This window comes from Paenibacillus sp. F411 (assembly GCF_017582705.1).
GTDB lineage: Bacteria > Bacillota > Bacilli > Paenibacillales > Paenibacillaceae > Paenibacillus_AQ > Paenibacillus_AQ algicola.
The window spans coordinates 171,420-195,695 of sequence record NZ_JAGFIP010000008.1; the positions used below are offsets into that span (position 1 = coordinate 171,420).

At 44.5% G+C, this 24,276-nt stretch carries 23 protein-coding genes and 3 pseudogenes; 6 read left to right on the forward strand and 20 right to left on the reverse strand.

The window, feature by feature from the left end:
* Positions 1 to 26: 26 nt before the first annotated feature.
* Both JJQ72_RS10705 and JJQ72_RS10710 read right to left on the reverse strand, forming a co-directional pair.
* A complete protein-coding gene (locus JJQ72_RS10705; RefSeq protein ID WP_138224154.1) occupies positions 27 to 518 on the reverse strand; it encodes a fasciclin domain-containing protein in 492 nt (163 codons plus the stop codon).
* A gap of 208 nt (positions 519 to 726) precedes the next feature.
* Positions 727 to 2,154, reverse strand: coding sequence for an FAD-dependent oxidoreductase (locus JJQ72_RS10710; RefSeq protein ID WP_208203662.1), 1,428 nt, complete (start codon positions 2,152 to 2,154; stop codon positions 727 to 729).
* 212 nt (positions 2,155 to 2,366) lie between these two features.
* Between JJQ72_RS10710 and JJQ72_RS10715 the strand changes: the two genes are divergently transcribed.
* Entirely contained in the window at positions 2,367 to 2,837 is a 471-nt protein-coding gene (locus JJQ72_RS10715) for a MarR family winged helix-turn-helix transcriptional regulator (RefSeq protein ID WP_208203663.1), read from the forward strand.
* 85 nt (positions 2,838 to 2,922) lie between these two features.
* On the opposite strand, the gene JJQ72_RS10720 is transcribed toward JJQ72_RS10715, so the two are convergent.
* From JJQ72_RS10720 to JJQ72_RS10765, 10 genes are all read right to left on the reverse strand, one after another.
* Entirely contained in the window at positions 2,923 to 3,135 is a 213-nt protein-coding gene (locus tag JJQ72_RS10720; RefSeq protein ID WP_138224151.1) for a hypothetical protein, read from the reverse strand.
* A 235-nt stretch (positions 3,136 to 3,370) separates the two neighbouring features.
* Entirely contained in the window at positions 3,371 to 4,249 is an 879-nt protein-coding gene (rarD, locus tag JJQ72_RS10725) for an EamA family transporter RarD (RefSeq protein WP_138224150.1), read from the reverse strand.
* A gap of 101 nt (positions 4,250 to 4,350) precedes the next feature.
* Positions 4,351 to 4,593, reverse strand: a complete 243-nt coding sequence (locus JJQ72_RS10730) for a helix-turn-helix domain-containing protein (protein WP_208203664.1) — start codon at positions 4,591 to 4,593, stop codon at positions 4,351 to 4,353.
* 29 nt (positions 4,594 to 4,622) lie between these two features.
* Complete coding sequence (locus JJQ72_RS10735; RefSeq protein WP_208203665.1) at positions 4,623 to 5,111, reverse strand: hypothetical protein; 489 nt, start codon at positions 5,109 to 5,111, stop codon at positions 4,623 to 4,625.
* A gap of 232 nt (positions 5,112 to 5,343) precedes the next feature.
* Positions 5,344 to 6,096, reverse strand: coding sequence for a hypothetical protein (locus JJQ72_RS10740; RefSeq protein WP_208203666.1), 753 nt, complete (start codon positions 6,094 to 6,096; stop codon positions 5,344 to 5,346).
* Positions 6,097 to 6,410: 314 nt separating this feature from the next.
* Positions 6,411 to 9,416, reverse strand: a complete 3,006-nt coding sequence (locus tag JJQ72_RS10745; RefSeq protein WP_208203667.1) for an amidase family protein — start codon at positions 9,414 to 9,416, stop codon at positions 6,411 to 6,413.
* A gap of 820 nt (positions 9,417 to 10,236) precedes the next feature.
* Positions 10,237 to 10,662: a hypothetical protein gene (locus JJQ72_RS10750; protein ID WP_208203668.1), complete on the reverse strand. Its 426-nt coding sequence runs from the start codon at positions 10,660 to 10,662 to the stop codon at positions 10,237 to 10,239.
* A gap of 14 nt (positions 10,663 to 10,676) precedes the next feature.
* Positions 10,677 to 11,018: a hypothetical protein gene (locus JJQ72_RS10755; protein ID WP_208203669.1), complete on the reverse strand. Its 342-nt coding sequence runs from the start codon at positions 11,016 to 11,018 to the stop codon at positions 10,677 to 10,679.
* A gap of 736 nt (positions 11,019 to 11,754) precedes the next feature.
* A complete protein-coding gene (locus JJQ72_RS10760; RefSeq protein ID WP_208203670.1) occupies positions 11,755 to 12,159 on the reverse strand; it encodes a transposase in 405 nt (134 codons plus the stop codon).
* Between the two features lie 107 nt (positions 12,160 to 12,266).
* Entirely contained in the window at positions 12,267 to 12,617 is a 351-nt protein-coding gene (locus tag JJQ72_RS10765) for a hypothetical protein (protein ID WP_208203671.1), read from the reverse strand.
* A gap of 132 nt (positions 12,618 to 12,749) precedes the next feature.
* Between JJQ72_RS10765 and JJQ72_RS20860 the strand changes: the two are divergent.
* Both JJQ72_RS20860 and JJQ72_RS10770 read left to right on the forward strand, forming a co-directional pair.
* Positions 12,750 to 13,088: pseudogene (locus JJQ72_RS20860) on the forward strand (transposase); the annotation flags it as partial.
* Positions 13,080 to 13,766, forward strand: a complete 687-nt coding sequence (locus JJQ72_RS10770; protein WP_481856837.1) for an HNH endonuclease — start codon at positions 13,080 to 13,082, stop codon at positions 13,764 to 13,766. The pseudogene JJQ72_RS20860 and the gene JJQ72_RS10770, both read left to right, overlap by 9 nt.
* Positions 13,767 to 13,900: 134 nt before the next feature.
* Here the strand turns inward: JJQ72_RS10770 and JJQ72_RS10775 are convergent, their stop codons facing one another.
* Positions 13,901 to 14,272 (reverse strand): hypothetical protein, encoded by a 372-nt coding sequence (locus tag JJQ72_RS10775; protein WP_208203673.1) that lies wholly within the window; start codon positions 14,270 to 14,272, stop codon positions 13,901 to 13,903.
* A 1,015-nt stretch (positions 14,273 to 15,287) separates the two neighbouring features.
* Positions 15,288 to 15,803, reverse strand: a complete 516-nt coding sequence (locus tag JJQ72_RS10780) for a hypothetical protein (RefSeq protein ID WP_208203674.1) — start codon at positions 15,801 to 15,803, stop codon at positions 15,288 to 15,290.
* A 361-nt stretch (positions 15,804 to 16,164) separates the two neighbouring features.
* Here JJQ72_RS10780 and JJQ72_RS10785 point away from each other — a divergent pair.
* Positions 16,165 to 16,764, forward strand: a pseudogene (locus JJQ72_RS10785) (transposase); the annotation flags it as partial.
* Between the two features lie 474 nt (positions 16,765 to 17,238).
* Here the strand turns inward: JJQ72_RS10785 and JJQ72_RS10795 are convergent.
* From JJQ72_RS10795 to JJQ72_RS10820, 6 genes and pseudogenes are all read right to left on the reverse strand, one after another.
* On the reverse strand, positions 17,239 to 17,709 hold the full coding sequence (locus JJQ72_RS10795; protein WP_208203688.1) for a hypothetical protein: 471 nt from the start codon (positions 17,707 to 17,709) through the stop codon (positions 17,239 to 17,241).
* A 19-nt stretch (positions 17,710 to 17,728) separates the two neighbouring features.
* A pseudogene (locus JJQ72_RS10800) lies at positions 17,729 to 18,073 on the reverse strand (EndoU domain-containing protein); the annotation flags it as partial.
* A 175-nt stretch (positions 18,074 to 18,248) separates the two neighbouring features.
* Positions 18,249 to 19,493 carry an IS110 family RNA-guided transposase gene (locus JJQ72_RS10805; RefSeq protein WP_208203675.1) on the reverse strand — a complete coding sequence of 415 codons (1,245 nt, stop codon included), beginning with the start codon at positions 19,491 to 19,493 and terminating at the stop codon, positions 18,249 to 18,251.
* A gap of 156 nt (positions 19,494 to 19,649) precedes the next feature.
* Positions 19,650 to 20,429, reverse strand: coding sequence for a recombinase family protein (locus tag JJQ72_RS10810; RefSeq protein ID WP_208203676.1), 780 nt, complete (start codon positions 20,427 to 20,429; stop codon positions 19,650 to 19,652).
* A 394-nt stretch (positions 20,430 to 20,823) separates the two neighbouring features.
* A complete protein-coding gene (locus JJQ72_RS10815; RefSeq protein ID WP_138224137.1) occupies positions 20,824 to 21,171 on the reverse strand; it encodes a hypothetical protein in 348 nt (115 codons plus the stop codon).
* A 2-nt stretch (positions 21,172 to 21,173) separates the two neighbouring features.
* Positions 21,174 to 22,376, reverse strand: a complete 1,203-nt coding sequence (locus JJQ72_RS10820; protein WP_138224136.1) for a WXG100 family type VII secretion target — start codon at positions 22,374 to 22,376, stop codon at positions 21,174 to 21,176.
* Positions 22,377 to 22,935: 559 nt separating this feature from the next.
* Here JJQ72_RS10820 and JJQ72_RS10825 point away from each other — a divergent pair.
* Positions 22,936 to 24,120 (forward strand): IS256 family transposase, encoded by a 1,185-nt coding sequence (locus JJQ72_RS10825; RefSeq protein WP_138224134.1) that lies wholly within the window; start codon positions 22,936 to 22,938, stop codon positions 24,118 to 24,120.
* Positions 24,121 to 24,201: 81 nt separating this feature from the next.
* Positions 24,202 to 24,276, forward strand: a 75-nt coding sequence (locus tag JJQ72_RS20865) for an oxidoreductase (RefSeq protein WP_481856838.1), incomplete at its 3' end; no start/stop codon positions are given.

The following is a 24,276-nucleotide window of genomic DNA, read 5'->3' on the forward strand; positions in this document are numbered from 1 at the left end:
ATGTTAAGCCGGCTGTTACAGCCGGTTTATTTGTGCTTTGGCTGCGGCAGCAGCACCTGATCAATGACATGAATGACGCCATTGGAAGCCAGAATATCCGGTTTCACCACATTTGCATCATTCACCTTCACCGGATTCGTGGAGATCGTTACATCGCTGCCCTGCAGCGTTTTGACCTTCATTCCGTCTTTAAGATCGGTAGACAGAACCTTGCCCGGCACCACATGGTACAGCAAAATATCCTTCAAATCCTTGCGTGCAAGCAGCTCCTCTGCAGTGATGTCCAGCTGCTTCAGCAGAGCGGCAAACGCCTCATCGGTTGGCGCGAACACCGTGAACGGTCCGCTGCCCTTCAGCGTTTCCACCAGCCCGGCTTGCTCCAGCGCTTTGACAAGGATCGAGAACTGTCCGGCTGCGACCGCAGTATCCACGACGTCTTTTCGTTCTTCAGCATTCGCCATGCCCAGCGGCATCATCAGCAGACTCAGGGTCATCAGCAGCAGCAATGTTTTTTTCATTCCATATTTCCTCCTTCGGGGTATAGGTACCTATGTACCTTTCGTTACGTATAAATCATGACCCAAGGAGAGGAACATTATGTATTTCTTCCGTGCTTACTGTTATGAAAAAAAATCCAGGCTCCTGTCATCGAACAAAAAGCCTGGATGTACTTGCAGCCGAAGCCGCGCCAGCCCTCCAGTCACGGCATGGCTGACATGGACGGCATTAGCCGCAGCAGCCTGATTCAGGTTTCGGCGCGGTGCAGGCGTCCTCCGGGTCCGACGATGCGCGGGGAACGCTGCACACTCCTGTTTCCGGCAGCACCAGCTCAACCTTTTGCGCAGCTTCCAGATCGCCGGCCAGATAAGCTGCAATGGATCTAACCTGCTCATAGCCGGTCGCCATCAGGAAGGTTGGCGCCCGGCCATAGCTCTTCATGCCTGCCGTATAGAAGTAGGGATCGCCATGGCGCAGCTCACGCTCCCCATGAGGCCGTACCGTGCCACAGCTATGCTCATTGGGATCAATCAGGGGCGCCAGCGCCTCGACGCTTTCGGTCGCCGGATCAATGTGGAGCCGAATCTCACTCAGGAAGGAATAGTCTGGCCGGCTGCCCGTATTCACGATGATTTCATCCAGCCTGTCGATGACCATCGTGCCGTCTGCTCCCGTACCGAGCAGCTGCAGCTTCCCTCCCTGGCCACTCACTTGCTCTACTCGAAAAGGTGTCACTGCCGTGATCTGACCTGCATCCATTAGCTGATGAATCCGGCTTCCCAAGGTGCCCCGCGCCTCCAGCTGGTCATCGCCCTCCCCGCCGTAAGCTTCCTCCACGGTGCGTTTGCGCAGAATCCAGATCAGCTCGGTCGCAGGAACCTCGGCCTTCAGGGTGGCCAGATCGAGCAGGGTGTTGATCGCAGAGTGTCCGCTGCCGATCACGGCCACCCGCTTGCCGGCGTATCTCGATTTCTGTTCACCGGAAATGTCCGGAATGCCATAGGTCACTTGGTCTGCCCACAAGCGCTCCTCCCGAGTCCATACGCCATCAGCCTGGAGCGGATTTGGCTGACCCCAAGTTCCGGATGCATCAATAACCGCTCTTGCCTCTACGCGGGAAGTGACACCGTCCTGCTCGACATACAGCACGAAGGGAAATGCTTCGCGGCCGGCAGACTTCATCTTGTCAGTGCCTCTTCTGGACAGGGAGACCACCTTCGTATTCAGCCGGATATGCGGCTTCAGCGGCGGCACCTGAGCCAAGGGCTCCAGGTACTGCTCTACCAGCTCCCGTCCCAGCGGCAGCTCATCAGACTTCGGCGCCTCCCAGCCGTGCTGGCGCAGCAGACGGGCCGCGGCCTGATCCACGTTGTACTGCCAGGTCGAGAAGAGCTGGACATGTCCCCATTGACGGATATGATGTCCTACCGCATCCCCCGCTTCAAACAGCACAAAAGACTGCCCTCTCTCCGCCAGCTGCGCAGCAGCCGCAAGTCCGATCGGGCCTGCCCCGATGATCGCTACAGGCAGGTGAGCGTGCTGCTGCACTGGCGCATCCGCTTGAACTACGGAGGCAGCTGGCTTTGTTTCCGCACCCCCTGCTCCCTTCGGGGTACAGCACGAGGCTCCTGTTTCCTTGAACTCAATCGGTTTCATGTGTAACTCCTCCTTGTTTAGTTCATGTCTACTCTTCCACTGCTACCCATGCTACGCTAATTATTTGCATTATGCAAGTATTATCGTGTAAAATCAGGTATTGTTACGGGTACAGCTGCAGACTTTCTTTCTGAGCACCTGCCCATCCCGTATAACACAGAGACTGTGGTATCCTAGAATCAAAGATCCCTGTAGATGGAGATGATAAATCTATGGAGCATGCCCGCGAGCTGTTTCAGATTATGACCCGCCGCTTTGGCTTTTTGAACAAGCATTGCTGCAGTGTGGGAGATACCGATATTACTCTGGTTCAGAGCCATATTTTATATGAGGTGGACCGGCAGCATAACCCTTCCATGCAGCAGGTTGCCGACACGCTGGGTACGGATATTACGACCTTCAGCAGACAAGTCCAGTCCCTGATCAAAATGAATCTCATCATCAAGCAGCAGGATCCTCGGGACCGCAGAGTGTATACTCTTGCGCTTACCCCTGAAGGGCAATCCATTGCTGCCGCTATTGACCATCAGATGAACGATTACCTGAGCGAGGTCTTTTCCTATATGAGCCCCTCTGATCAGGAACAGGTGCTGCACGCTGTAAGTCTGTTTAATGAAGCCATGGCCAAATCAGACCGCTGCTGCAGTCCCTTGTCCAGCGGAGGCTGCGGCGGCTCCAGATAAAATTAAGTTAAAGCCACCTGGTGCTTCAATACGCCTGTTAATGAGTGGGAAAAGGCACCGTAATCATCACTCACCTCGGATTTTCTCAAAATATAGGAGCCGTCACTCCATCGATAATCGTTATTTCAGCAGCTCCCAGGAGATGGTCGCTCAAGAAGTGCGTCCATACTTCAATGCTCTGCCCGTCCTGCAGGTCCGAGATCGCCGCGATCTCTCTTACTCCATCCTCGGTTTTTTTGAACACCCGCGTCTCTTTCGTAAGAGCAAATCCCTTCGGGGCATCCAACACTTCATTCACAGCCTCCCCCTGAAAAGTCAAAGTGCCTTCGTATCGAATGAAGTCCAGTTGTTTGGAGGAAATCTGCACCTCGCTGACGGTTCCCACGGACAGCCATTGTTTTTCATCAGGAACAGGGGTCATCATTTTGAATTATATATTACTTGGGATGGAAGGATAAGAATAAAAAAAAAGGACGGATCAAAATCCGTCCTTCCAGGCGGCTATCACAGCCTCTTCCCAATCCGTATAGCCGTCAGCTCACTTTGGCGAGTCTTGCACTGCGTACTGAGGCTGCCGCGTACACAATCAGGGCGGTCCAGATGAGCACAAAGCCAACAAGCACCAGCGGCGAGACGGCTTCCTTAAACACAAACACACTCAGCAGCAGCATGATCGTGGGTCCAATATATTGGACGAAACCGAGCGTAGACAGCGACATCCGGGCAGCCGCCCGGGCAAAGAACAACAGCGGCAGCGCCGTGACCACTCCGGAAAGCAGCAATCCGACAAACATGGCTGGAGACAGCGTCCATGCTGTTGCTTGTCCCGCAGCCGCTAGATACATCCAATAGATCAGGGCGATGGGCAGAATCACAGCCGTCTCCGACAATAAGCCGACCGAGGCCTCTTGCTTGATCTTCTTCTTCGCAAGGCCGTACAGACCAAAAGAGAACGCCAGTGACATGGAAACCCATGGGAAGCGTCCGTAATCGACTGCGATGATGAGTACGGCAATACCGGCAATCGCAATGGCGAGCCATTGTCCACGGTTCGGTTTTTCCTGGAGGAACACCACAGCCAGCACGACGTTCAGCAGCGGGTTCAAATAATAACCGAGACTGGTTTCCACAACATGACCATGGTTCACAGCCCATATAAAAATGAGCCAGTTTATCGCGATCAGCACCCCGCTTGCCGCAAGAGGCAGCAGAAGCGCACGGCTCGACATGATCACCTTGATGTCACCAAAACGGCGCTGGGCCGCGACCAGTATGCCGACGAAGACGAACGACCAGACCACCCGGTGAGACAGAATTTCCCCTGCTGGCACGTCGCCCAGCCACTTCCAGTAAAGCGGGAGTACCCCCCACATGATATACGCTATGATTGCGTTAACTAACCCGTTATTCATTCAAGCGCTCCTCTTCTCTCTTCGATGTCTGAACGAATTATATGCCTAAATGACCATATAAGTAAAGACTTCAAGCTTTTCGTAGAAGGGAACCGCCGATGTCAGTCTTGCTCATGGTCTGTGGCTTTTTGCGGGCTTGGAGTGACTTCATACAAATCAGTCACATTACAGCCGATGGAATCGGCAATAGCGATCGCCGCTTTAAGCGGCATGACTCGTTTGTTGTCGATATAATCATGCACCCGCTCCGGCTTCATGTGCAGGTCTTTGGCCAGCCAAGATACTGACTTTCCGGATTCCAGTAATCGTTCATGTAACAAACAGCGTCCCAGTTCAAACTTCAAGCTATACCCGCCTCCTTCAATGATAGAATTCATATGCTTTCCGCATTTAGCTTCATGACGATGATAAACGCTGCTCCAATCAGGGCGGACAGGATGAGAAACGGCTTTTTATTGAGCTTTTTTTGAGCCACCCAGGTTCCGTAGGAGCAGATAAGCGCCGTGCTTGTAAAAAACATTAGAAAGTAAACGCCCTCCGGCGAAAATACAAATTTAAAATTGCTCACGCTGAATGAGCCCATCATAAATGCAACCATGGTAATCGGAATGATCCCCACGCCTATAAACACTGCTGTTTGAAGCCAAAAATAATATCTGCGGATGGCCCTCAAGAGCACTACGCAAAGAAAAAAGAATGAAGTACCGACTGTAAAAAAAGTAACCAGCGTCCAGGTCATCAGCAGCTCCAGGTTTATGAAAAACCTGCCGTTCGTTACCCAGAGAGAAATGATATACGTTAGCATACCCGCTATATAACCGGTAATAGCGACCCAAATGTAAAAAAAATCCGCACGCTTCACCCTGCCACTCCCTTACTATTTCTCGATAGATAACATTTCAGGACCTGACCCCAGTTTTGCACACGACCTGTCCACTTGCAGGTGACATCGACCGTCACCCAATAGAAACCTGCCGCTAGTTACCCAAAGAGAAATGATATACGTCTTCCTGCAAAAACGTCATCACTGCATTCTCACGCACTCGTTTATTACTGCTTCATATAGTAAACATGGACGCACCTGATTGCATGACTTACTTCCATGCATGTGGCTTGGCTTTTTTCATAATCTCTTGGATATGCTCTCGCAAAATTGTCCAAAGACCTATGGTATGATTCTGGTTCGTGAATGAAATAATGATGGAACTGACCACACGTTGAGGTTGTATTTCTCCATTGTCCGGTGGCTTGCTGTTACCTCCCAGCCTTCTTTCCTCCCTAATGATGGCTTCACGTTCAGCGGCTGAACCAAATGCATATCCAGATGATTGAAGTGGATCAAAATTATAAACAAACTCATTTCCAAGAATGTATTCCTCTCCATGTAATGTACCAACAGCAAAGGTTTCATACCTAACCCCGTTGTAGAAAAACTCATTCTCGTGATGCACATGATAATTGAGCCCGACATAAAAATATCTGACGCCTTGATACAACCCTTTATCGATCTCGCTAAAATAGGGCTGAACCTCATGTATATCCTTCTCGGATATCTCTTTAATTTCTGAAATTTCAATGGATTTCACCGAGAGAATTCCTGTACGGCTGTTACGTTGTGCTTCACTTGGAAAATTCGTTAATCGTCGATCTGGAGAATAGCTGTTTACGTAGCTTTCCCAATCCTCGCTATTGATCGAGTGTACATATTTTTTTATCGACTTTGGTACAGTACTTATCAATGGATCTGCGCTTGAGGCATGAATATCAATCCTAATTCCTGTGAGGCCAACAAAAGTGACAACAACAGCGGCAAAAGTCATTACATATCGTTTCATACATTGAACCAAGTGTTTAACGCCCCCTCCTGAAAATTCCTTATTCTACTTAATAACAGATTTATGTAGCAAGAAGTAACGTTTTTTATTGAATGGTTTTGAAGTCATCGCAATGCCCGACTGAGTGTATCAAGAAATGAACAAAAACCCGCAAGCACGACACTCTGAAGGGAGTGGACGGCTTGCGGATTTTTGTCTGACAGAAAAATAAAGCGAATCTACAGGCTTTAAGCGTGGCGGCCTCATAGGACAAAGGATAAAGCCGGAGAATGCCGGTACATCGGCATTCTCCGGCTTTTTGCCGCAGGTGAAGACAGGGAGAAGATTTATTGCTCCAGATCTAGCACGATAGATATAATTTTGGCCGTTTCGCTGCGGAGAATGTTGCCCGTTGGCGCAAAGCGATTATTGGGCATGCCGCTCATGATGCCTAGCTTCTGCACGGTTTGAACCGCGTCAGCCGCATAGGCTGCAATATCGCTATGATCGGCAAAGCCGACGGCTTCTTGAGAACCTGATACTGTAATTCCTTTATAAGACAAATATCGATCAATCATAACGGCTGCGTTTTGACGGCTAATCATTTTACCAGGTGCAAACGTCCCATCCGCAAATCCGGCTACGATGCCAGCTTGCTCGGCCCATTTGACATAAGGCGCATAATAGGCGCTGCTGTTTACATCGGTAAATGACGTACTTCCGTCTTCATCACTAACTTGATTCATTCGGCCAAGCAGGGTGACGAACATCCCTCTTGTCATAGCCTGGCTTGGCGAGAACTCGGTTACAGAGGTTCCCTTCACAACCCCGTCAGCAACAAGATCGCTAATATATTGCACAGCCCAGTGATTTGAAATATCTGTAAATGCCGCCAGCTCTGGCAATGGTGTCAGCGAAGGCGTCAGGCTGGACTGTACATGTCCATTGGATTGAGCTGTGTATGCGTAGGCATATCCCATCAAATCTCCATCTGAATAGGCTTTGCCCTGCAATTGAAAGCCTATCGGCTGATCATGATCGTTGACCCCGGCAGGGAAAATAACAGTAGGTACGCCGGAAGCAGAGGACTGCGGATCAAGACGGCCAAAGCTTGGCTGAATGGAATCGTTGAGATGAATATCGCTCAGCTCTGTAGGGAAGAGGAGAACGTCAACGCCTTCTTCATCCATCCAGTTGTGCAGCAGCTCGCGGTAGTTGGCCCGGTAGTTCTCGAATGCCTGAAGTGCTTCCTCCGTCATTGCGCCTGCGCCTGTATAGGTTGAGGTTGGATTCATGATTTGGGTAGGGTCTGTATACGGATTGTCTGGATGAGCCTCAATCCATTGACTCCAGCCTTCATAACGGGTGTCGCCGGTAAAGTCGCGAGTTGGCGCTTTTGGCGGGGCGCTAATTTCTTTAATGGTTGCGCCTGCTTCAACAAAGTGAACAAATTGTGCGCGCATGGCGTCGCTTGTGCCACTTGTGCCAAACGGGTCATCAAAGGCTCCTGCCGGAACGCCTATTACCTTGCCTTCAAGCGCATCCTCACGCAGGAAGGATTGCCAATCCGTTGGACGATGTCCGTCGGATACATCATCATAGGGATCGTTCGGGTTTCCAATCGCGGTTGCTTCCAGCAGCAAGGCGAGATCGGGAAGGGAACGGGCAATCATCCCCGTGTAATCCTGAATAATGGTAAGCGGCATTGTGCCTGCCGTGCTTTGCATGCCATCGGTTCCACGCAGACTGAACAGGCTGGCAGCTCCCGAGGGTCCCCACAGCGAGTCGCCTGTTTGCGTGCCTAATGCTGCTGCCGCAAAGCTGGATGCCACAGCGACTGCCGATCCTCCGCTGGAGCCAATGGAGCTTCTTGAAGGATCAAATGCGTTCCAAACCGGTCCAAATGCGCTAAAGCTGAAGTGGCCGTCGCGGGCGAATTCGGCAAGATTTGCTTTGCCAAAAATAATAGCTCCTGCTTCACGAAGCTTTGCAACCTGCCATGCATCCTCAAGCGACTGATAATCCCGGAACAGGTCTGAGCCGCCGGTTGTTGGCATGTTCTTCGTATCGATAATATCTTTAACCAAAATAGGAATGCCCAGCAATGGACGCGTATCTCCATTGGCGCGAGCGAGGTCGGCTTCTCTTGCCTGCTGCATCGCATCCGGCGCAATCATAATGACCGAGTTAAGACCAAGCGGTCCCTCGTCATACGCAGCAATACGGTCGATGTAAGCCTTCGTAACTTGCTGTGCGTTCGTTTTGCCAGATTCCATATCAGCCAGCAATTCCGTAATGGTTTTACCAGTGACATCGTATAGTGAGGTTGTACTTACAATGGGTGTAGTGACGGGATTAGTTGCGGCGCCCGGCAGCATTATATCTGTGTTGTCGCAATCTGCGTCGATGACACTGGCAGTGACCAGAGCGTCGAGATCATAGTTGCTGAGGCTGCATACTGCGCCTGTCGGTAAATCGCTGAAGTCAGGATGCTCGGACAGCTCTTCTGCAACAGTCTGCACCAGCTTGACCTGTGAACCGGCAGCAAGCTCGGCGGATACCTCGGATTGGCCTGTTACAACGAAATGGGCCAGTGAGCGAGTTTGCTGAGGCGGAAGCTCCAAAGAATAAATTAGTCCATAATGATTGGCTTCATCCCCTGTCCGTTCTAATGGGTTGGTGAAGGGATCGCGAAGGAAATTGCCTGTGCGATTCAAGCTCCCCACAAATCCGCCTGTGCCAATCGTTGTGGCTGAAGGTCCATTAAAGCTGGCCGATCCTTCACCGTCGGAGGGAGTATAGAAGGACACCCAGTGGTCGGTGTTGTCGATCGTTGCATCTCCACTTGATGTGGTAGAGATTGCGCTTTGGTTGGTTGACGTATTGTAGCCAAGTTGACCGCCAAAGGCGACCTCCACATAAATAGTTTCATTGGTTGTGTTTGTGAAGGTGTCGAAGAAACGCCCGGAGTTATTACTTTTATCCAGCTTGATTTCACGCTTTACGGCAACGCCGTCAATGGTAACGGCATTGGTGCTTGAGTATGTGTCTACGCCATCAAAGGTAAGTCCAAATCCGCGAAGCAGCACGCCATCCAGCAAATTGTCGGAGCCAATGACGTGCATGCGAATTCCGCCAAAGCCCATCAGCGCCCGGGAATCTGTGCTGCGTACGCTGCCAGTGTCCAGGCCAGTTGGCGCCTTCGTGTAATTTACAACCCAGCTATCGTCAACAACAGACGCAGATGCTGCTTGTGCAGTCAAAGGCATTGAAATTGCGGAAATAGAAAGTGAAAGTGAGAGTGAGAGAGCTGCCGTCATATAAAGCTTGTTCTTAAAAAGAGTTTTTTTCAACTTCGCACCATCCTCTTGAGAGTATTTAAGTTCCTGATCACGGATTAATAGATATAGCGAGGTATTACGCGAAATTTATGTAATGTAATATGACACATAAGTTGAATTTTGCGTATTGCCCCCCCCTTTATTTTTTTGTTTAGTGTCAGATAACATGACTTAAAGGGGATTATAAAGTTAAATCACTCTAATTTCAATGACTATTTTAATTTAATCTAAGAAAATATATCACACATATATGACATCATAACATCGAAAATGATTGCGCCACTGAAGAACTTGACATTTTTCAAGTGGTCGATAGAGTCAAACAAAAAAGAAGATGTCTGCCCCCCTTTATTGGGTTATACATCTTCTATCTATAGGTTATTGTGTTGTACTTTCGTTGGGAATAAATATGGAAAAACATCTGCAAATCCTGTATTACTGCACGTCCTACCTTTTGCTGCGTGTAAATAACAGCCCATATGAAATACAGTAATGAATCAAACCAATCAAGGATGCCAAGGAAATAGAGATTAATCTCATCGTTTAAAATGAAACGCAATACAATATTGCGTTGATCACAATCAGAAAATAAAGGGAATTCATTATCAACTTACCTTGGCCAGAACATAGAGATACCCAAAATCGAGAGCACCACAGTAAAGGAAATCCATATTTTCACTATACTATTAATCTAAACACCCCTTTAACTGGCATGTTCATCCCTCCAAATAACAGAACCCTTGTTTGCTTTTTTTATCATTATGTGAGAACATATATTCTTTTATTTAACAAAAAAAGGTTTTATCGATTTAATCGACAGAGTCCTCTTTGTTTATTTTTGACTCAGTAAATATTCACAAAGTTTCACATACATGTTCTGCATTTGAAGAGATCTTAAAAGATATGACGGATTAACATCGGCCGGAGCAATCAATTCCATGAGAAATACGAATTCTTCATATGTTGGTGGAGATTCACTCAATAAGAAATCATCAGAAACAGAAAAGAATTTATTACGCTCCTTAATCTCCTCTATTTTTTCATTATGAAAAAGTTCCATCTTCTCATCATTGATCGTGGACAGTTCACCTAATCGGCGGTTGAATATGTACAATATGTCATTCAAAGATCGGGTTTGTCTTTCAGAAAAATCATGATCAAGTAGGAACATGAAATATGGATGTTCATCCGAGGCAACCATCGTTTTAATGAGCTTGATTTGATACTTCAAAAGCTCAAGTTGTTCATCTACACTCATTCCATTCCCACACCTTATAAATTAATTAAAATGCGATAAACGTAAAAATCAACTACCAGTTCAGTTTCCTCTAAGAAGTTCGCAATAGATAAACGGTTTTCCTTTACATAATCAGCATACTCTTTTTTACCCAAATATTCCAATAGCTCTTCCAGGAGTTCGCCACCATATTTAAGAGCATACGCAAAAACTGATTTCTTTACACCCATTGTCTCATCAGTTCCGTCATCAACCTGGCTTGGAATAATTACTTGAGACTCAGTTGGAACTACAGCTCTATCCACCGGGTTTTGAGTGGTTTCAAATGCGGAAATCGGAGTTAGTGCGAAGGAGAGAGCAAGTAAAGATGTTGACATTACTAGAACCATTTTCGGACTTGGTTCGGCTCAGATCGTACCCGTCGTTGTGGATTTATTAGTTGAATGAACTTTACCTGACCCTCAGAATCATACTCAAAATGTTCACGCATGAACAACAACTCGATCTAGCTAAGATTGATCGGTATACTCATCAGTTATTCAGTGGTCCGTACAGATCACCATCGTGTTCAAGCAAGAGGCAGATAGTGAATAAAGAACCATGGAAGCAGTGCACTATCATTAAGAGTGAACCGAATTACTGAAACAATGAATATAGAAGATAGCTAATTAACAAACCTATAATAAAAGCGACAGGGGATGTAACCCATTTTGGCCAACGCCCTCCTGGATTTGAATCCAGAATACCTGCGATACAAACCAGAATAAATACAATAATTTTAAATGGGGTATTGAAATACGGGTTAGCTATACCCGCAGCAAAAGCTATGATACGTAACACTATGTTCCAAAAATAAGAGGGCTTAATAAACAATTCTCCAACCACCTTGTCTAGGTAATTTTCACCATACAACGAAAAATACGTTTTTAATTGAGGAGTAAATTATTTCACTTTAAATAACTTCCATGAAAGGTGATAGGAACTGATGTCTCATTAAAATAGTCATTATCAGGCTCCTGTTTAGTAGCGTGAATATGAAGATGAGGTTCGCTGTTTAATCCTGAATTTCCTACTTTCGCTAGTTATTATCCGACTCTTACAAAGTCATGTTCTTTAACTAAAATACTGTACTTGCCAATAACAACTTAAGTTTAAAGATCCGACAGGATCCCTATGCAGTTCTGAGCTCCGTTTTAATTTTGAGCTAAGGTAGCCCCGGCTTGAGTTTGGTAGTAAATATACTCTATTATGCTCTGCCTTTTCTGTGAGCGATAGCGTTGTATTTCGTTGTATTTCATGGATTAAACTCGTCTGCCCAGCATAGATGCAGCACATCGAAGCGAACATGAGTAACGTCAGATAACGATCAATCGCTTCAGTGGAACAAACTTGGTAGCGATCCATCGACAGTTGAACCTTGGCGGTTCGGAAATAGGTTTCAATGGCCCAGCGCTTGCTGTAATAGCCTAGAATTTCTTCGTTTGCCAGTGCGACATCCGTGCTTAAAAATGCCTTCATTCGTTTAGGATCCAGTACTCTTGATTTGGAGTTTATACAAACATATTGACAGACCCACCTTCTGGTCTCGATGTTTTCCACCTGTTTAAACTTTGAAAGGACTTGAATTATTCATTGGAAGTCCAAACCAAATAATATATTTGCTCATCTATTACTTCAATATCTGCATGGATCTCTTTGTTTAAAATCCCATGTGTTTTTATCTTTGTTAATTCAAATAGAAGAGAAAAGGCTAGTTTAGGGTCAGTTGTTTTATACCCATTAGAACTTTGCAGAATTTCAGGATAAACTTCACTCGATACATATTCTTGTGCCTCATACATTGACGAAAATTTATTTTTTTCTTCATGCCATGTTACTTTAGATTTGTTTTTATCAAAGAATTTATTACCTTCATTGTTTATTGATATAAATTCACTGTAGTTATGCTCTTGGTAATCTTTACTCTCATTAGACATAGATAATTCGCCCCTAATTTTTTTTATAAGACGGATTGTAATATGAAGTGCGACACCTAGAAAAACAAAAGACCCATGTTGGTTTTCTGTAAAATGGAAGTCACCACAACACCATTTACAGGAGGACCCAACATGAGCTACTCCCATCTTAGCATAATTGAACGAGGGCAACTAGAGGCATTACAGCGGTTGGGGTGGTCAGCCCGAGCCATTGCCCGTCAACTCGGCCGACACCATTCAACCATCTCCCGAGAGATCAAGCGGAGTCCCCAGGAGCAGAAGTATACCGCCACAATATCGCGCCAGGCTTCCGAACAACGAAGATTGGCAAGTAAGCCGCAAGGGAAATTCTCGACGTCATTAGCGGAAGAGCTTCAGGTAGATTTGAATCAAACCTGGTCACCTGAGCAGATTGCGGAGAAACGTCGAATCGATGGGAAGGCGTTTGTATGCTTCAAAACGATCTATCGATGTGTTTCAAAAACTAACTTTGAAAAACATTTGGAGAATGCGGTCGTATATTCTTGTCAACAAACATTCTATGTTGCTTATGGAGAGGGAAATGGGTTTCAACTGATTCTTCCCCAACACTTTGCCGACAAATATTTTCTGCGCAATCCTGATTCAAAAAGCCACTACACAATCGGCACTACAGAACTCGCATTAAATGCACTGGTTGAAGCCGGTGCAGTATTAAGGAGAATGCCAGAAATTTTCGAGAAAGAACCTTCCGATAACCAGGCGGAATCACTCCTCAAATTGTTGCCTTTTGAAAGCATACTAATGAAAGCACTAAACAATAAAGTAGATCGAGTTATAACTTCTAAATCCAAGTCCTATAGCAGAAATGACGCGGTAAGTGTTGTTACCAAATTAGTTGCGAATGGTATCTGCCAATTGTGCGACCAACCCGCTCCTTTTAGAGATTCTCATGGACATCCGTTCCTTGAATCCCATCACATAGTTTGGCGATCTAATAATGGACCTGACATTTTAGAAAACACGGCTGCACTTTGCCCAAATTGTCATCGAAAAATGCATGTTCTTGCTCTTAAAGGAGACGTGGACAAATTAAAGTTAAGAGCGACTAGAAATTATAGAGATTTAATTCAAAATTATCCATATCTTCAGCACTTAAAAAGTCTTTAATTGCAGCTGCTAGCTCACTCTGCCTCCAATTCAAATAATCAAATAGCTTAACACTGTTTCTTTATATTAAATTTCCTGTACATCATTGAAGATTATCAGATCAATATGTCCTTGTTACGTAGAATCACCAAAGCCTACTTTTTAAATATAAATTCCTGGGATTTTTTTATGACGATTTTTGTGATTTCAAATTTTTTATCTGATGGTAAGAGAACAGAGCTTTCAATTTTTATAGAGTCTTTTGGTTTTACTTCTTTATTTACTTGATTCGTTAAATCCTCATTTATGTTATTGATTAGAGGCTTAACTGATTCAATATATATTGCTGCATCAGCATTATTAGTTATGTTTATTTCATACTCCAAATAATAATGATCTCCTTTTTTTATATTGTTATAATTTAACAGAGAAATGTCTAATGAGGAATTAATTTCTGTTTGTCTTGAACATCCTATATTCATTATTAAAAAAAACACGATTAGTAAAGTAAATAACTTATTCTTCATTCACAACAACTCCCTTTAAATTGTTATGTCAAACATGATTAGACCCGGAATAGTAAGACTTTTCCGTAATGTTGAATCTGAGGAGTTTAAAGAAGTCTATAGCAGTGGCAACTCGTTAATCAACCGAATTGAAGCTTTTGCAGAAAAATAGGCCTGTTGATTAACCACTTAATCAGAGTCGTCAAACCGGTAAAATGTTCGTACCCCTACAAACGAATCGGAAGGTGACGACTCCATGAAAAATACCAACACGATTCTCCCCATCCTACAAATTGTTCTTACGCCCGATGAAGTCGAATCCATCGTCCAAACGGAGGGCTACCTAGATAAGGCGCGAAAATTCACGGTCCATCATTTTATTTGAAAAATGGTCAGGGTACCGTTTCGGTGCGGATCATGCCGCTTGTAGCGGCTTGTCTCAAGTTCACTATTCCTGTTTTTCCGGTAATGCAGCAGATGTGCCGTTTGCTGTATGTAAAGAACTGTTTCAACTGCTTGTCCGCAAATGTAATCTTGAAACCCGTCGAAAGCTGACTTTTCCGAAAGAATTGCTGCTGATCGATTCTACTGCGATGACCGTCGGAATAACTCGCTTGCCTTGGGCTCCCTACCACGGAGAACGGGCTGCGGTTAAACTGCATGTCGCCCTACGGGCTCAAAATGGATAGCCACTTGGCGTCACGGAAACGATTGGCGCAAGGCATGATGGCCCTGTATGCGAATCTTTGAAAAACCCCGACTTTATTAGGTTAATGAAGAGTTACCTCGTCATGCTATTCTTTCTTTTGTTCGATTAGCTCATTTGCTGCTTCTGGATAGACTACCGGCTGAATAGACGATACCGCATACATCGTCTGATTGCTTTCGAGTACAAATTAATTTAATTAACATATTCTGGTTGATAAACAGACTTGGTTATACATAGTCTTTATGGTTCACTCTATTCACAAATCATTTGATGATTAGGCAAAAAAGTCCCCGGTAATCGGGAGCTTTTTGAGCAACAAAAATTGAATCAATCTCTAACATCCGAAATGGCTGAACCAGTTTTCCCATAGAATTCACCATTAACATTATAACCGCCACCGCTCCATTGAAGCGTATAGTCTCCACCAATCATCCCTTGCTCGTAACCTTCCTCAAAATCTTTCCATGTTAAGAAACTATTTCCTTCCATCACTCTAGAGAAATATATTCTCTTAGTATAATTATGTGTTAAGCTAACGGTCACTGGTTTACTGCTATAGTTTTTCATGAAAAGTTTAATATGGCCAAATCCAGTATTTACAGTAAAGTATTTTTGTACAGTTGCGCCTTCCGATACTTTATCGCCAATAGGGTTACTTGTATCAATAACCAATGGGCTTATCAATTGATCCTCTACAAAAGGATTATTAATTGGAAGACTTTCTTTTACCCTAGATTCAGGACTTACATTCTCCTGAGTTGTACTTAATGAAGCAAAAGCAGTTACTCCTGTTGTTGCCAGTGCTAAAAATAATGTCGCAACAAAAGCATTTCTTTTCTTCATAAAATAATCCCTCCCCAATTCCTACTATTATGTATTAATTGGTTGATACTGTATTAATTATATAACTACTGTTTAAATATTTCCATGAATTATGGCTCAACCTCAAATTCAGTGCTTGACTATAAGCCCAACATCCGATGTCGGTTGCATTTAATGAGAATCCCTGCTTTATTTGATAATTGTTTGATAGTGTGCTTCAAATAAATATCATTATCGGCGATTTCATTTAACTCTAATCGACTCAAATGCATGATGTAACTGGAGAAATCGCGTATATAGTTACGAAATAGAAAAACACCACTTCATTTGGTAAAGTGAGAGTGTCGAACAATCACTACCATACAGAAGAGGTGTCCTCTAAATGATAGAGCAAAACGTCCATCAGAATCAACTTCCTAAATGAAAATGAAATTAAATCGGCATTTAAAGAACTAAAAGTGGTGCAGCACTTGAAAACAGCGGGCTTTAAGAAGAATTTATTTCAGCTCGTTTTTGTTCTCTTGTTTCATCACAAAAACTGGTTTCGTTTGCTGGAAAGCGGTATGGGAGCAACGTTCCCTGGAAAGACACCGTGTATCGTTTCTTAAATCATAGCGCCGATCGGGTATCCGTCATTATAGTCGATGATTCTATGTTTGAACGTAATCGCAGCAAGGCGGTTGCATTGCTTTCCAGATGTAAGGACCATGCGAGCGGCTGTTACTACAAAGGTTTTCGAATGCTTACACTGGGCTGGTCAGATGGGCACACGTTTATCCCCGTCGACTTCTCCTTGCTCGCTTCGCTCAAGTCGCAAGTGAATGGAATTATAGACGGTATCGATCAGCGGACGTCCGGCTACAAAAGACGGATGGAGGCACTCCTGCCCGCACCTGAAGTAGTCCCCGCGATGATCGATCGAGCGCTTTCGACAGGCATGCAAGCTTCTTACGTGTTGATGGACAGTTGGTTTACACACGCCATATGCTGTATCAGTTGCAACAGTTTGCGGTCCTTGATTCGAACCTCCAGGCATTTCATCATCCAGCTATGATCAACATGGTCAAAGAAAACAGATATATCCGTATTCGCGTCCACAACCCAGTTCGTTTTCTTCTTCGTGATCGGCGTATTTAGCATTCGCAGTGCGTCGTGACAGCCAAGCCCTGGTCGAAATCCAAATGAAAAGTTCAGAAAGTCCTGTTCGTAAATGGCCGACGGATTTTACTCACGGCCAACTGAACAATCTTATTTTCGTTGGCTGGAATGCCCAGCGGTCTCTTCTTCTTGCTTCCAGGCTTAAGGATATAAACTCGCCTGACGGGGTGAGGATTGTAAGCCATTCGACGCAAGGTGGTTGTCGCTTCTACGGCATACCCAGTGGTTTCAGGGAAAGACCTTGCCCGGCCGCACTACACAAACTTATTGACAGACTCTTTAAATGGCTTTACACAAGCTATTTTACAAATTCATTTTCTATTCTCTTAACTTCTATCATTTTTTGTTCAATCCACTTTCTAACCATATTTGCCTCTTCAAAAGCAATTACTCCCCTCTCGCTTTTATATTTATAAGTTTCGTGAGCCCATATCAATATAATCTTCACAAATTCAACTGTCTCTAATTTACAGATCGGTTCAATTTCATCTTCTTCCTCATCATAAAATGGATCTTCAATTATTGTATAGTCTTTATAAGATATAACGCTGGATGCATTTCCTCCATGTCTATATTCGGGTATATTCCCCCTCAATAAATCAAGATAATTCTCAATATCCTTTTTTAAATCTTTGAATCTCCAAGGTATATCAGATCCTAAGGGATCACTTATCATACTGGCGAATTCTAGTGATTTTTCCTCATCAAAATCCAATACTACAATATTAAATTCATCCATATATTTCAATTTATAAGTATACTTTGTCATCATTGAAATACCCTCCAATTCAGTATATTGGGTATGCTGAGATTATCTTGTCATTTCTTAAAATAAACTCTATTTCCATTCCCGTTCTTGTTTTCCCAGTATATTTATTGTTTTTTATATTTACTTTATTAATTGAAGCTTCATTTATTGCATCTATTACCTGTTGTGGTGTCCATTCCTTTGGAAAAAATGCAGATTTAGGTCCTTTTAGTACTCCATTAATTTCAACATTGGCTTGATAAACACCAAACTCGTTAGGTGGGTCAACATTCCCGACAATTTTACCATTACTATTTGGCATCCCTTCATAATGAAAACCATTGGCATTCCCATTTTTGAGTATTTCCCCATTAAAAATATGGTTTAATCCATTTTCTTTAGTTCCTTGTTTAAAGTTGTCTGTGTTTTGTAGATTCCCGAGCCATCTCTCTTTATCTACAACAGGTTTACCAGCTTCTCCCGTCCCCTATGTTGTAAAGCTGATTCCTTTTATGAAAAAGCGGCACCGACATTCCTTCCAGTTACCACCATTATACGATTTATCCGACATGCTTTTCTATCGCCTCTACATCCGGTAAAACAAACTTTGTCTTGTTCCTCATCATGCCATAGATGATGTTTACAAGTCTTCGCATCACGCATACCAATGCTTGCCCTTTCGTCTTTCCTTCGGCAATCTTCCGCTGGTAATATTCATGAAAGAAAGGATTTCTCGGCTTGCGGCTGCCTTTGGCTACTTGAACTTGTTGAACGGCAAGGTTATAGAATAGACCGTGGAGGATACGATTGCCCTGCTTGCTCTTCATCGTCTTGCCTTTCCCCGCCGAACTGAATAATACCGGGGCGACTCCTGCGAATCTCGCTAATTTATTTGGATTTGGGAAACGGTTAATGTCTCCGATCTCAGCGATCAAGTACGCCGCTGTAACAAGGTCGATGCCTGGCATCGTTTCCAGCTTGTAATCAAATTGAGCGAGCAGAGTCCTTAGCTCATCATGAATATTCTTCATTTCTTCCTGCTTAAATCGTAATTCCCGAACAAAGCTTTGAATCAAGAAATCTCGGTAATGTTGGTAATCTCGGGTGGTATCGCCATCGCGTTTCACCAGAGTTAAGATTTCCTCCGCTTTCTTCGTGGAGCAGGTGTTATGGCTTGCTTTCCGTAACACTTTAGCCAGTTCTTCCGCTGTCATATCTTCGAGCAATTGTGGTGAAGGAAACGTATGCCAAAAGACAAGCGCACACTTGCCGTCAATATCGCTGAAAAACTTCTTGTAGCTCGGATAGTGGTGACTGAGTTGCGCATGAAGTTGATTCTTGAGCGAGATTTGCGACTTTATTAAGCCTGTTCTTCGTGATACAAGCTGACCCATTGTCCAATATACATCTTGAACATTGGCATCTGGCAGGATGTCCAGCTTGTTCAGCAGAATTTTTGCCAAACATTCCGCATCCCAGCTATCACTTTTCTGCGTGGTTGGGTAGCTTTTGCGTTCGGCGAACGATAATGCCGTATTGACTTCCTTGACTTTCTGATTCTGTTCAAGCAGATAAACGGCAAGAGAACGCCCGTATCCACCAACATCTTCAAGACCAAAGATCGGGTTTACGCCTCTTTTGGCATAACCTTTTACCTGCTGAAGAAAGTCCGGGAACGCATTCGGAATATTGTTGAATTGAATTTCTCCGAGCTTTTCATTCCAGCAGTTGATAATGACAGCAGTATGGGTATGCTTGTGCAAATCCACGCCGACATAAATATGCTTTTCCTTGTAATGACGCATCGAATCCCTCCATGTCAATGAGATGGAAAGAATGTCGGCAACCTCAGCTCGAGCGTTAGTCCGAAGACCCGCATTGGGACGCCAGCCAGTCCATTCTTTCGTTTCAGTTGACATATAGAATTGTCCGCTTATTTTTTAAGCAGACCGAAAAACTTTTTAGATGATGGCTTGATGCTGACCAGTGGCTTCAATACTGCCGTATGAATATATCCCTCGATATGTAAGTTCATGATCAAAAATCCGCTTGATCTGCACTTTGGTGAAGTATTTGCCTTGGTCAGTCGTATAACCTTCCTTGTTCAGTTGCTTCGCATATTGAGCTAATGTCCAATGCGAGTTCTGCTGCTTCAGTTCAAACAACCTTCTGACAATCTCGGCTTTTCGATCATCGACAATGAGCAGCTTCTTGCCCTTGATCACTCTGTAGCCAAAGGGGATTCCTCCGCCTGCGTAACCGCCCTGCTCTGCCTTTTTCCTTCTTCCTCTGCCAAGCTTCAACGCGATCTCAAGACGTTGGTACTGATCAAGCAATTCGAGCATTCCATTGACCAAGAAGTCGTTCGGGTCATACGCATAGATGCTATAATTCGGCTGCTCTATCGCCTTCACATCGGCTTGGTTCCGCTTCAATTCCCGCTGAATCAATACCTTTGCCATGTCCGAACGCCACAAACGCGAAGTATTCAATACGATAACTCCTTGAATATTCAACTGGCTGATGTCGGCAAGCATGTTTTGCAACCCTTCACGTTCAACGGTCAAGCCTACTTCATCGACTTTTGCCCCACTAATTCCCCGATCTTCGTAAATTCGGAGCAGATTGCAGTGGTTTTCCCGGCAATATCGGGTTATTTCATCAACCTGATATTGCAGACTGTAACCGTCTTTGACTTGCCCCTGAGTTGAAACCCGGACATAACCAACGACATTTTGCATCGTTTCCTCCCCCTCGGTTACAGCATTTCAAGTTGCTGTAACCCTTGCTATTCAGCATGTCACCTGCTTCTGTGAGATTGTATGAGATCGGCCTTTTGCTGACAAGGGGGGTCCAAATTATGAGCATGGGGGTGAATTTCGTTTCCGAATTACTTGCATGAGGTACTGTATTTGAAATAAGCCCTATGCGCATGAGGTTTGTGTATTTGTGACTAAAAATCTTGCATGAGCTACCGGTATTCAAATACGATCTATTTCTCATCTGCTGATTCAGTATGCCTTTTTAGCGCACGAGTTTCGATTTTAGCGCGTTCTATTGTTTAAGGATGAGGGTAATATAGGGCAAAAGAAAAACCTTGACTGAGTGACGAGCACTCGATCAAGGTTATATTAATTACTCTACGGTTACATTATCACTTCTAAATGTCATTATTTTTATATCTCCTTCACCTTCAAAGACGATTTTTATGTCTTTCGACGTTGAAGAAGAATCCACATCCGTACAACTGATCTCCAAGATTGAATCGGAATCTACCGTATCATTTGTTGAATCTAAATGATAATTTTGTACATTTTCAAAAGTAACCTTAATTACTTTCATTTCATCTTCCTCGGGACTGTAATTTTTTTGTCTCCAATTACAGAGATCGATATCGAGAACCAGTTTCTCGCCGTTAATACTAATATTTTCTAATAGGCTGTCATGCAGATCGAATTCTTCAATAAAAGTAGTTATTTTCATACTTACTCACCGTCCTTTATTACAATATGAGAAGCTTTCGAACCTTTACCCACAGGATTCCCGTCAATATCAAAATAATAATCAACTTTTTTATCGGTATAATTCGGATTGTGGACATGGTAATGGTCTACCGCTTCAAATCCTGTAGCACCTTTCTTTCCTGGATCATAACTGATTTTTACACCTGTTTCAGGATTATAATATTCCCGAGACATGGTATTCTGGGCTTTCCTTGGATCTGTTACATCCTTCCAGCCTTCTTTGAGCAATTGATCTGGTGTCTTTGTTCTTATGTCGTTAATCATGTTGCCCATGGCTTTACCCGTACCCTCATTCCCCGTCTTGTCCTCCGGGTTCTCATCATCCGGCTTACCATCTTTACCGCCATTGTCCGAACTGTCTCCAGTGCCGTCTCGATTACTGTCACTACCACCACTACCACTACTGCTGCTTCCGTTGCTCCCGCCGCTGCTTCCGCCCTCAGGCATATTCAGCTTTGGCTTAATCCCCACCCGGTGCATCATAAAGGCGCTAAGCCCCATCGCGGTTTGCTGCCCCAGGAAAGCGGACCAGCCTTTCTCATCAATTTCAGATTGGATGCCGGCCATCTGCTTGTCGAAGTCTCCGCGTGTGTTACCAACGTCAAAAGTCATTTTTGCGCCCCACACCGCAGTGTTAATGATGTACTCAGCTGTTCCAATTGTCGCATTATAAAACATACTGCCAGCCGTATTAATAGGATCTTCATAGAGGTTTACGGCGGTCTCTTTAATAGAGTTGGATATCCTCTTAGCTCCCGAGCCTGCTCCCTTTAAAAACCCATCTATTTCATCTCCAATGGATTTAGGGGCAGGCATGATTTGGTCCGGTCCGCACATGATAAAGTTATTCGTTATCCCTGCTGGCAGGAACTCCGGGTTCACGCAGTTCGGATCCAGACTGCCGTCAAGGATCTGAAACTTGATAGCTGCACGTGTTAATTCTAACTGAACCTCATGCATATGCTCCAGCGTCTGCTTCATCTCTCGGGAGGCCTTCTGGAAATCACCGAAAAAACGCTCCCGGGTCATTCCTTCCCACTCCATCGACATCTTGTGGATGCTTTGGCGCAGCGCATTATTCATTCCCTCTAGTTGATTAGCACCGTGTTTGAAATGCTCCGCTGCCTGCATCAGTACTTCAGGGGGAACCAGTATTCTCGACATCGTATAACCTCTCCGTATATTAGATAACTATCTTTTTACCATATCTACTATTAACCGGAAAAGATGCCGAAGTCCTCATGAGTCCCAAAAAATTTCATGCCGGAAGTCTCAATTTTCAGTGTCGAGGGTGACGAGCTTCTAACCAAATTTCGTGAGCGGCAAGCTGCCCTTCGGGGAGCTGTAAAAAGTTTAATCTCTGAGTCTAAAGAAGCTGCTCGCGAATTTAAGCAGGACAATCAAACCGAAGAAATATTTAGTGATATACTGGAGAATTAGAAGTGGTACTTACAGTCATTTCAATATTACAAAAAAACACCTTGAAAGGCACGGAGCCAATCAAGGTTATAGTACAAAACATCAGTCTCCATTATGAGTTGATTATTTCGTTACGCATTTTACAAAGTAACTCGTCTTCATCCATAGTTGTAGGATATAAATCGCCATCTTCAAAAAGATTCGAGAGCGTAAAATATTATGTGTAAATAGATAAATAGAAAAAGGAAGACCTTTTCTTGTAGAATTGAGTTACCACACAACAATTCGAAGAGAGGTCTTCCCTATGAATCATTTTACATCAGATTTAGTTCAGGCTCTAGTCACAAAGCAGGATGTGAGCGAAATTTTTCGCAATCATCTGGAGATGGCTATGAATCGGTTGTTAGAAACTGAGCTCACCGCATTTTTAGATGATGAGAAATATGATCGTGCAGGTGTAAACTCAGGGAACTCTCGGAACGGAAGCTACACACGCACGTTGCACACCGAATATGGAGATCTGAAACTCAACATTCCCCGAGATCGAAATGGAGAGTTTAAACAGCAAACCGTTGCTCCGTACAAGCGCTCCAATGACACGCTGGAGGCCTTCGTCATTCACATGTTCCAGAAAGGTGTGACGATGACGGAGATTGCTGACCTCATTGAGAAAATGTATGGGCATCACTATACGCCGCAAACCGTATCAAATATGACCAAAACCATGGTTGAACATGTCGATGCCTTAACGACACGCCAGCTGGCTAAACGTTATGTTTGCGTGTATATCGATGCCACTTATGTGGCTGTGAAACGGGAAACGGTCTCGAAAGAAGCCATCTATCTAGCCGTGGGCATTCGTGAGGACGGCTCTAAAGAGGTGTTAGCGTACACCATCGCTCCGACAGAGTCTGCTTACATATGGAATGAATTGCTTCAAGACGTGAAAGCACGCGGCACCGAAGAGGTTCTTCTCTTTATTTCCGATGGTTTAAAGGGCATTGTGTCTGCCATTGAACAAGTTTATCCTCGGGCGAAGTACCAGTCTTGCTGCGTCCATGTTTCACGCAGCATAGCCCACAAAGTACGTGTAACGGACCGGCTTGAGATCTGCAATGATTTTAAAACCGTGTACCGTGCAGAGAACGAAGAACAAGGAAAGACCGCTCTAGATGAGCTTTGTACCAAGTGGAAATCCAGCTATCCCAAGGTTGTGAAATCTCTGCAGGAAAACCCCTATATCTTCACGTTCTACAGCTTTCCAGAGTCCATCTGGAGAAGTATTTACTCTACGAATCTCATCGAGTCGTTTAACAAACAGAATAAGAAATACACCAAGCGCAAAGAGCAATTCCCACACGAGGAAGCGTTGGAGAAGTTTTTGGTTGCACAGTTTGAGGGCTACAACCAACGTTTCGCAACCCGATGCCATACCGGCTTTGACCAGGCTCGGGCTGAACTACAGGCTATGTTCACAACCACAGATTAAACGCGGCAGAGTCTGTAAAATAGATTGTGTAAACTCCCAAAACTATTAAAATGAAACATAGTAGAAAGGTTGGGAGAACACATGGGACTTTGGGATAAACAACAGTTGCGCGCCTTCATTAAAGAGAATAATCTGGTGACCGCGCAGGATGCACAA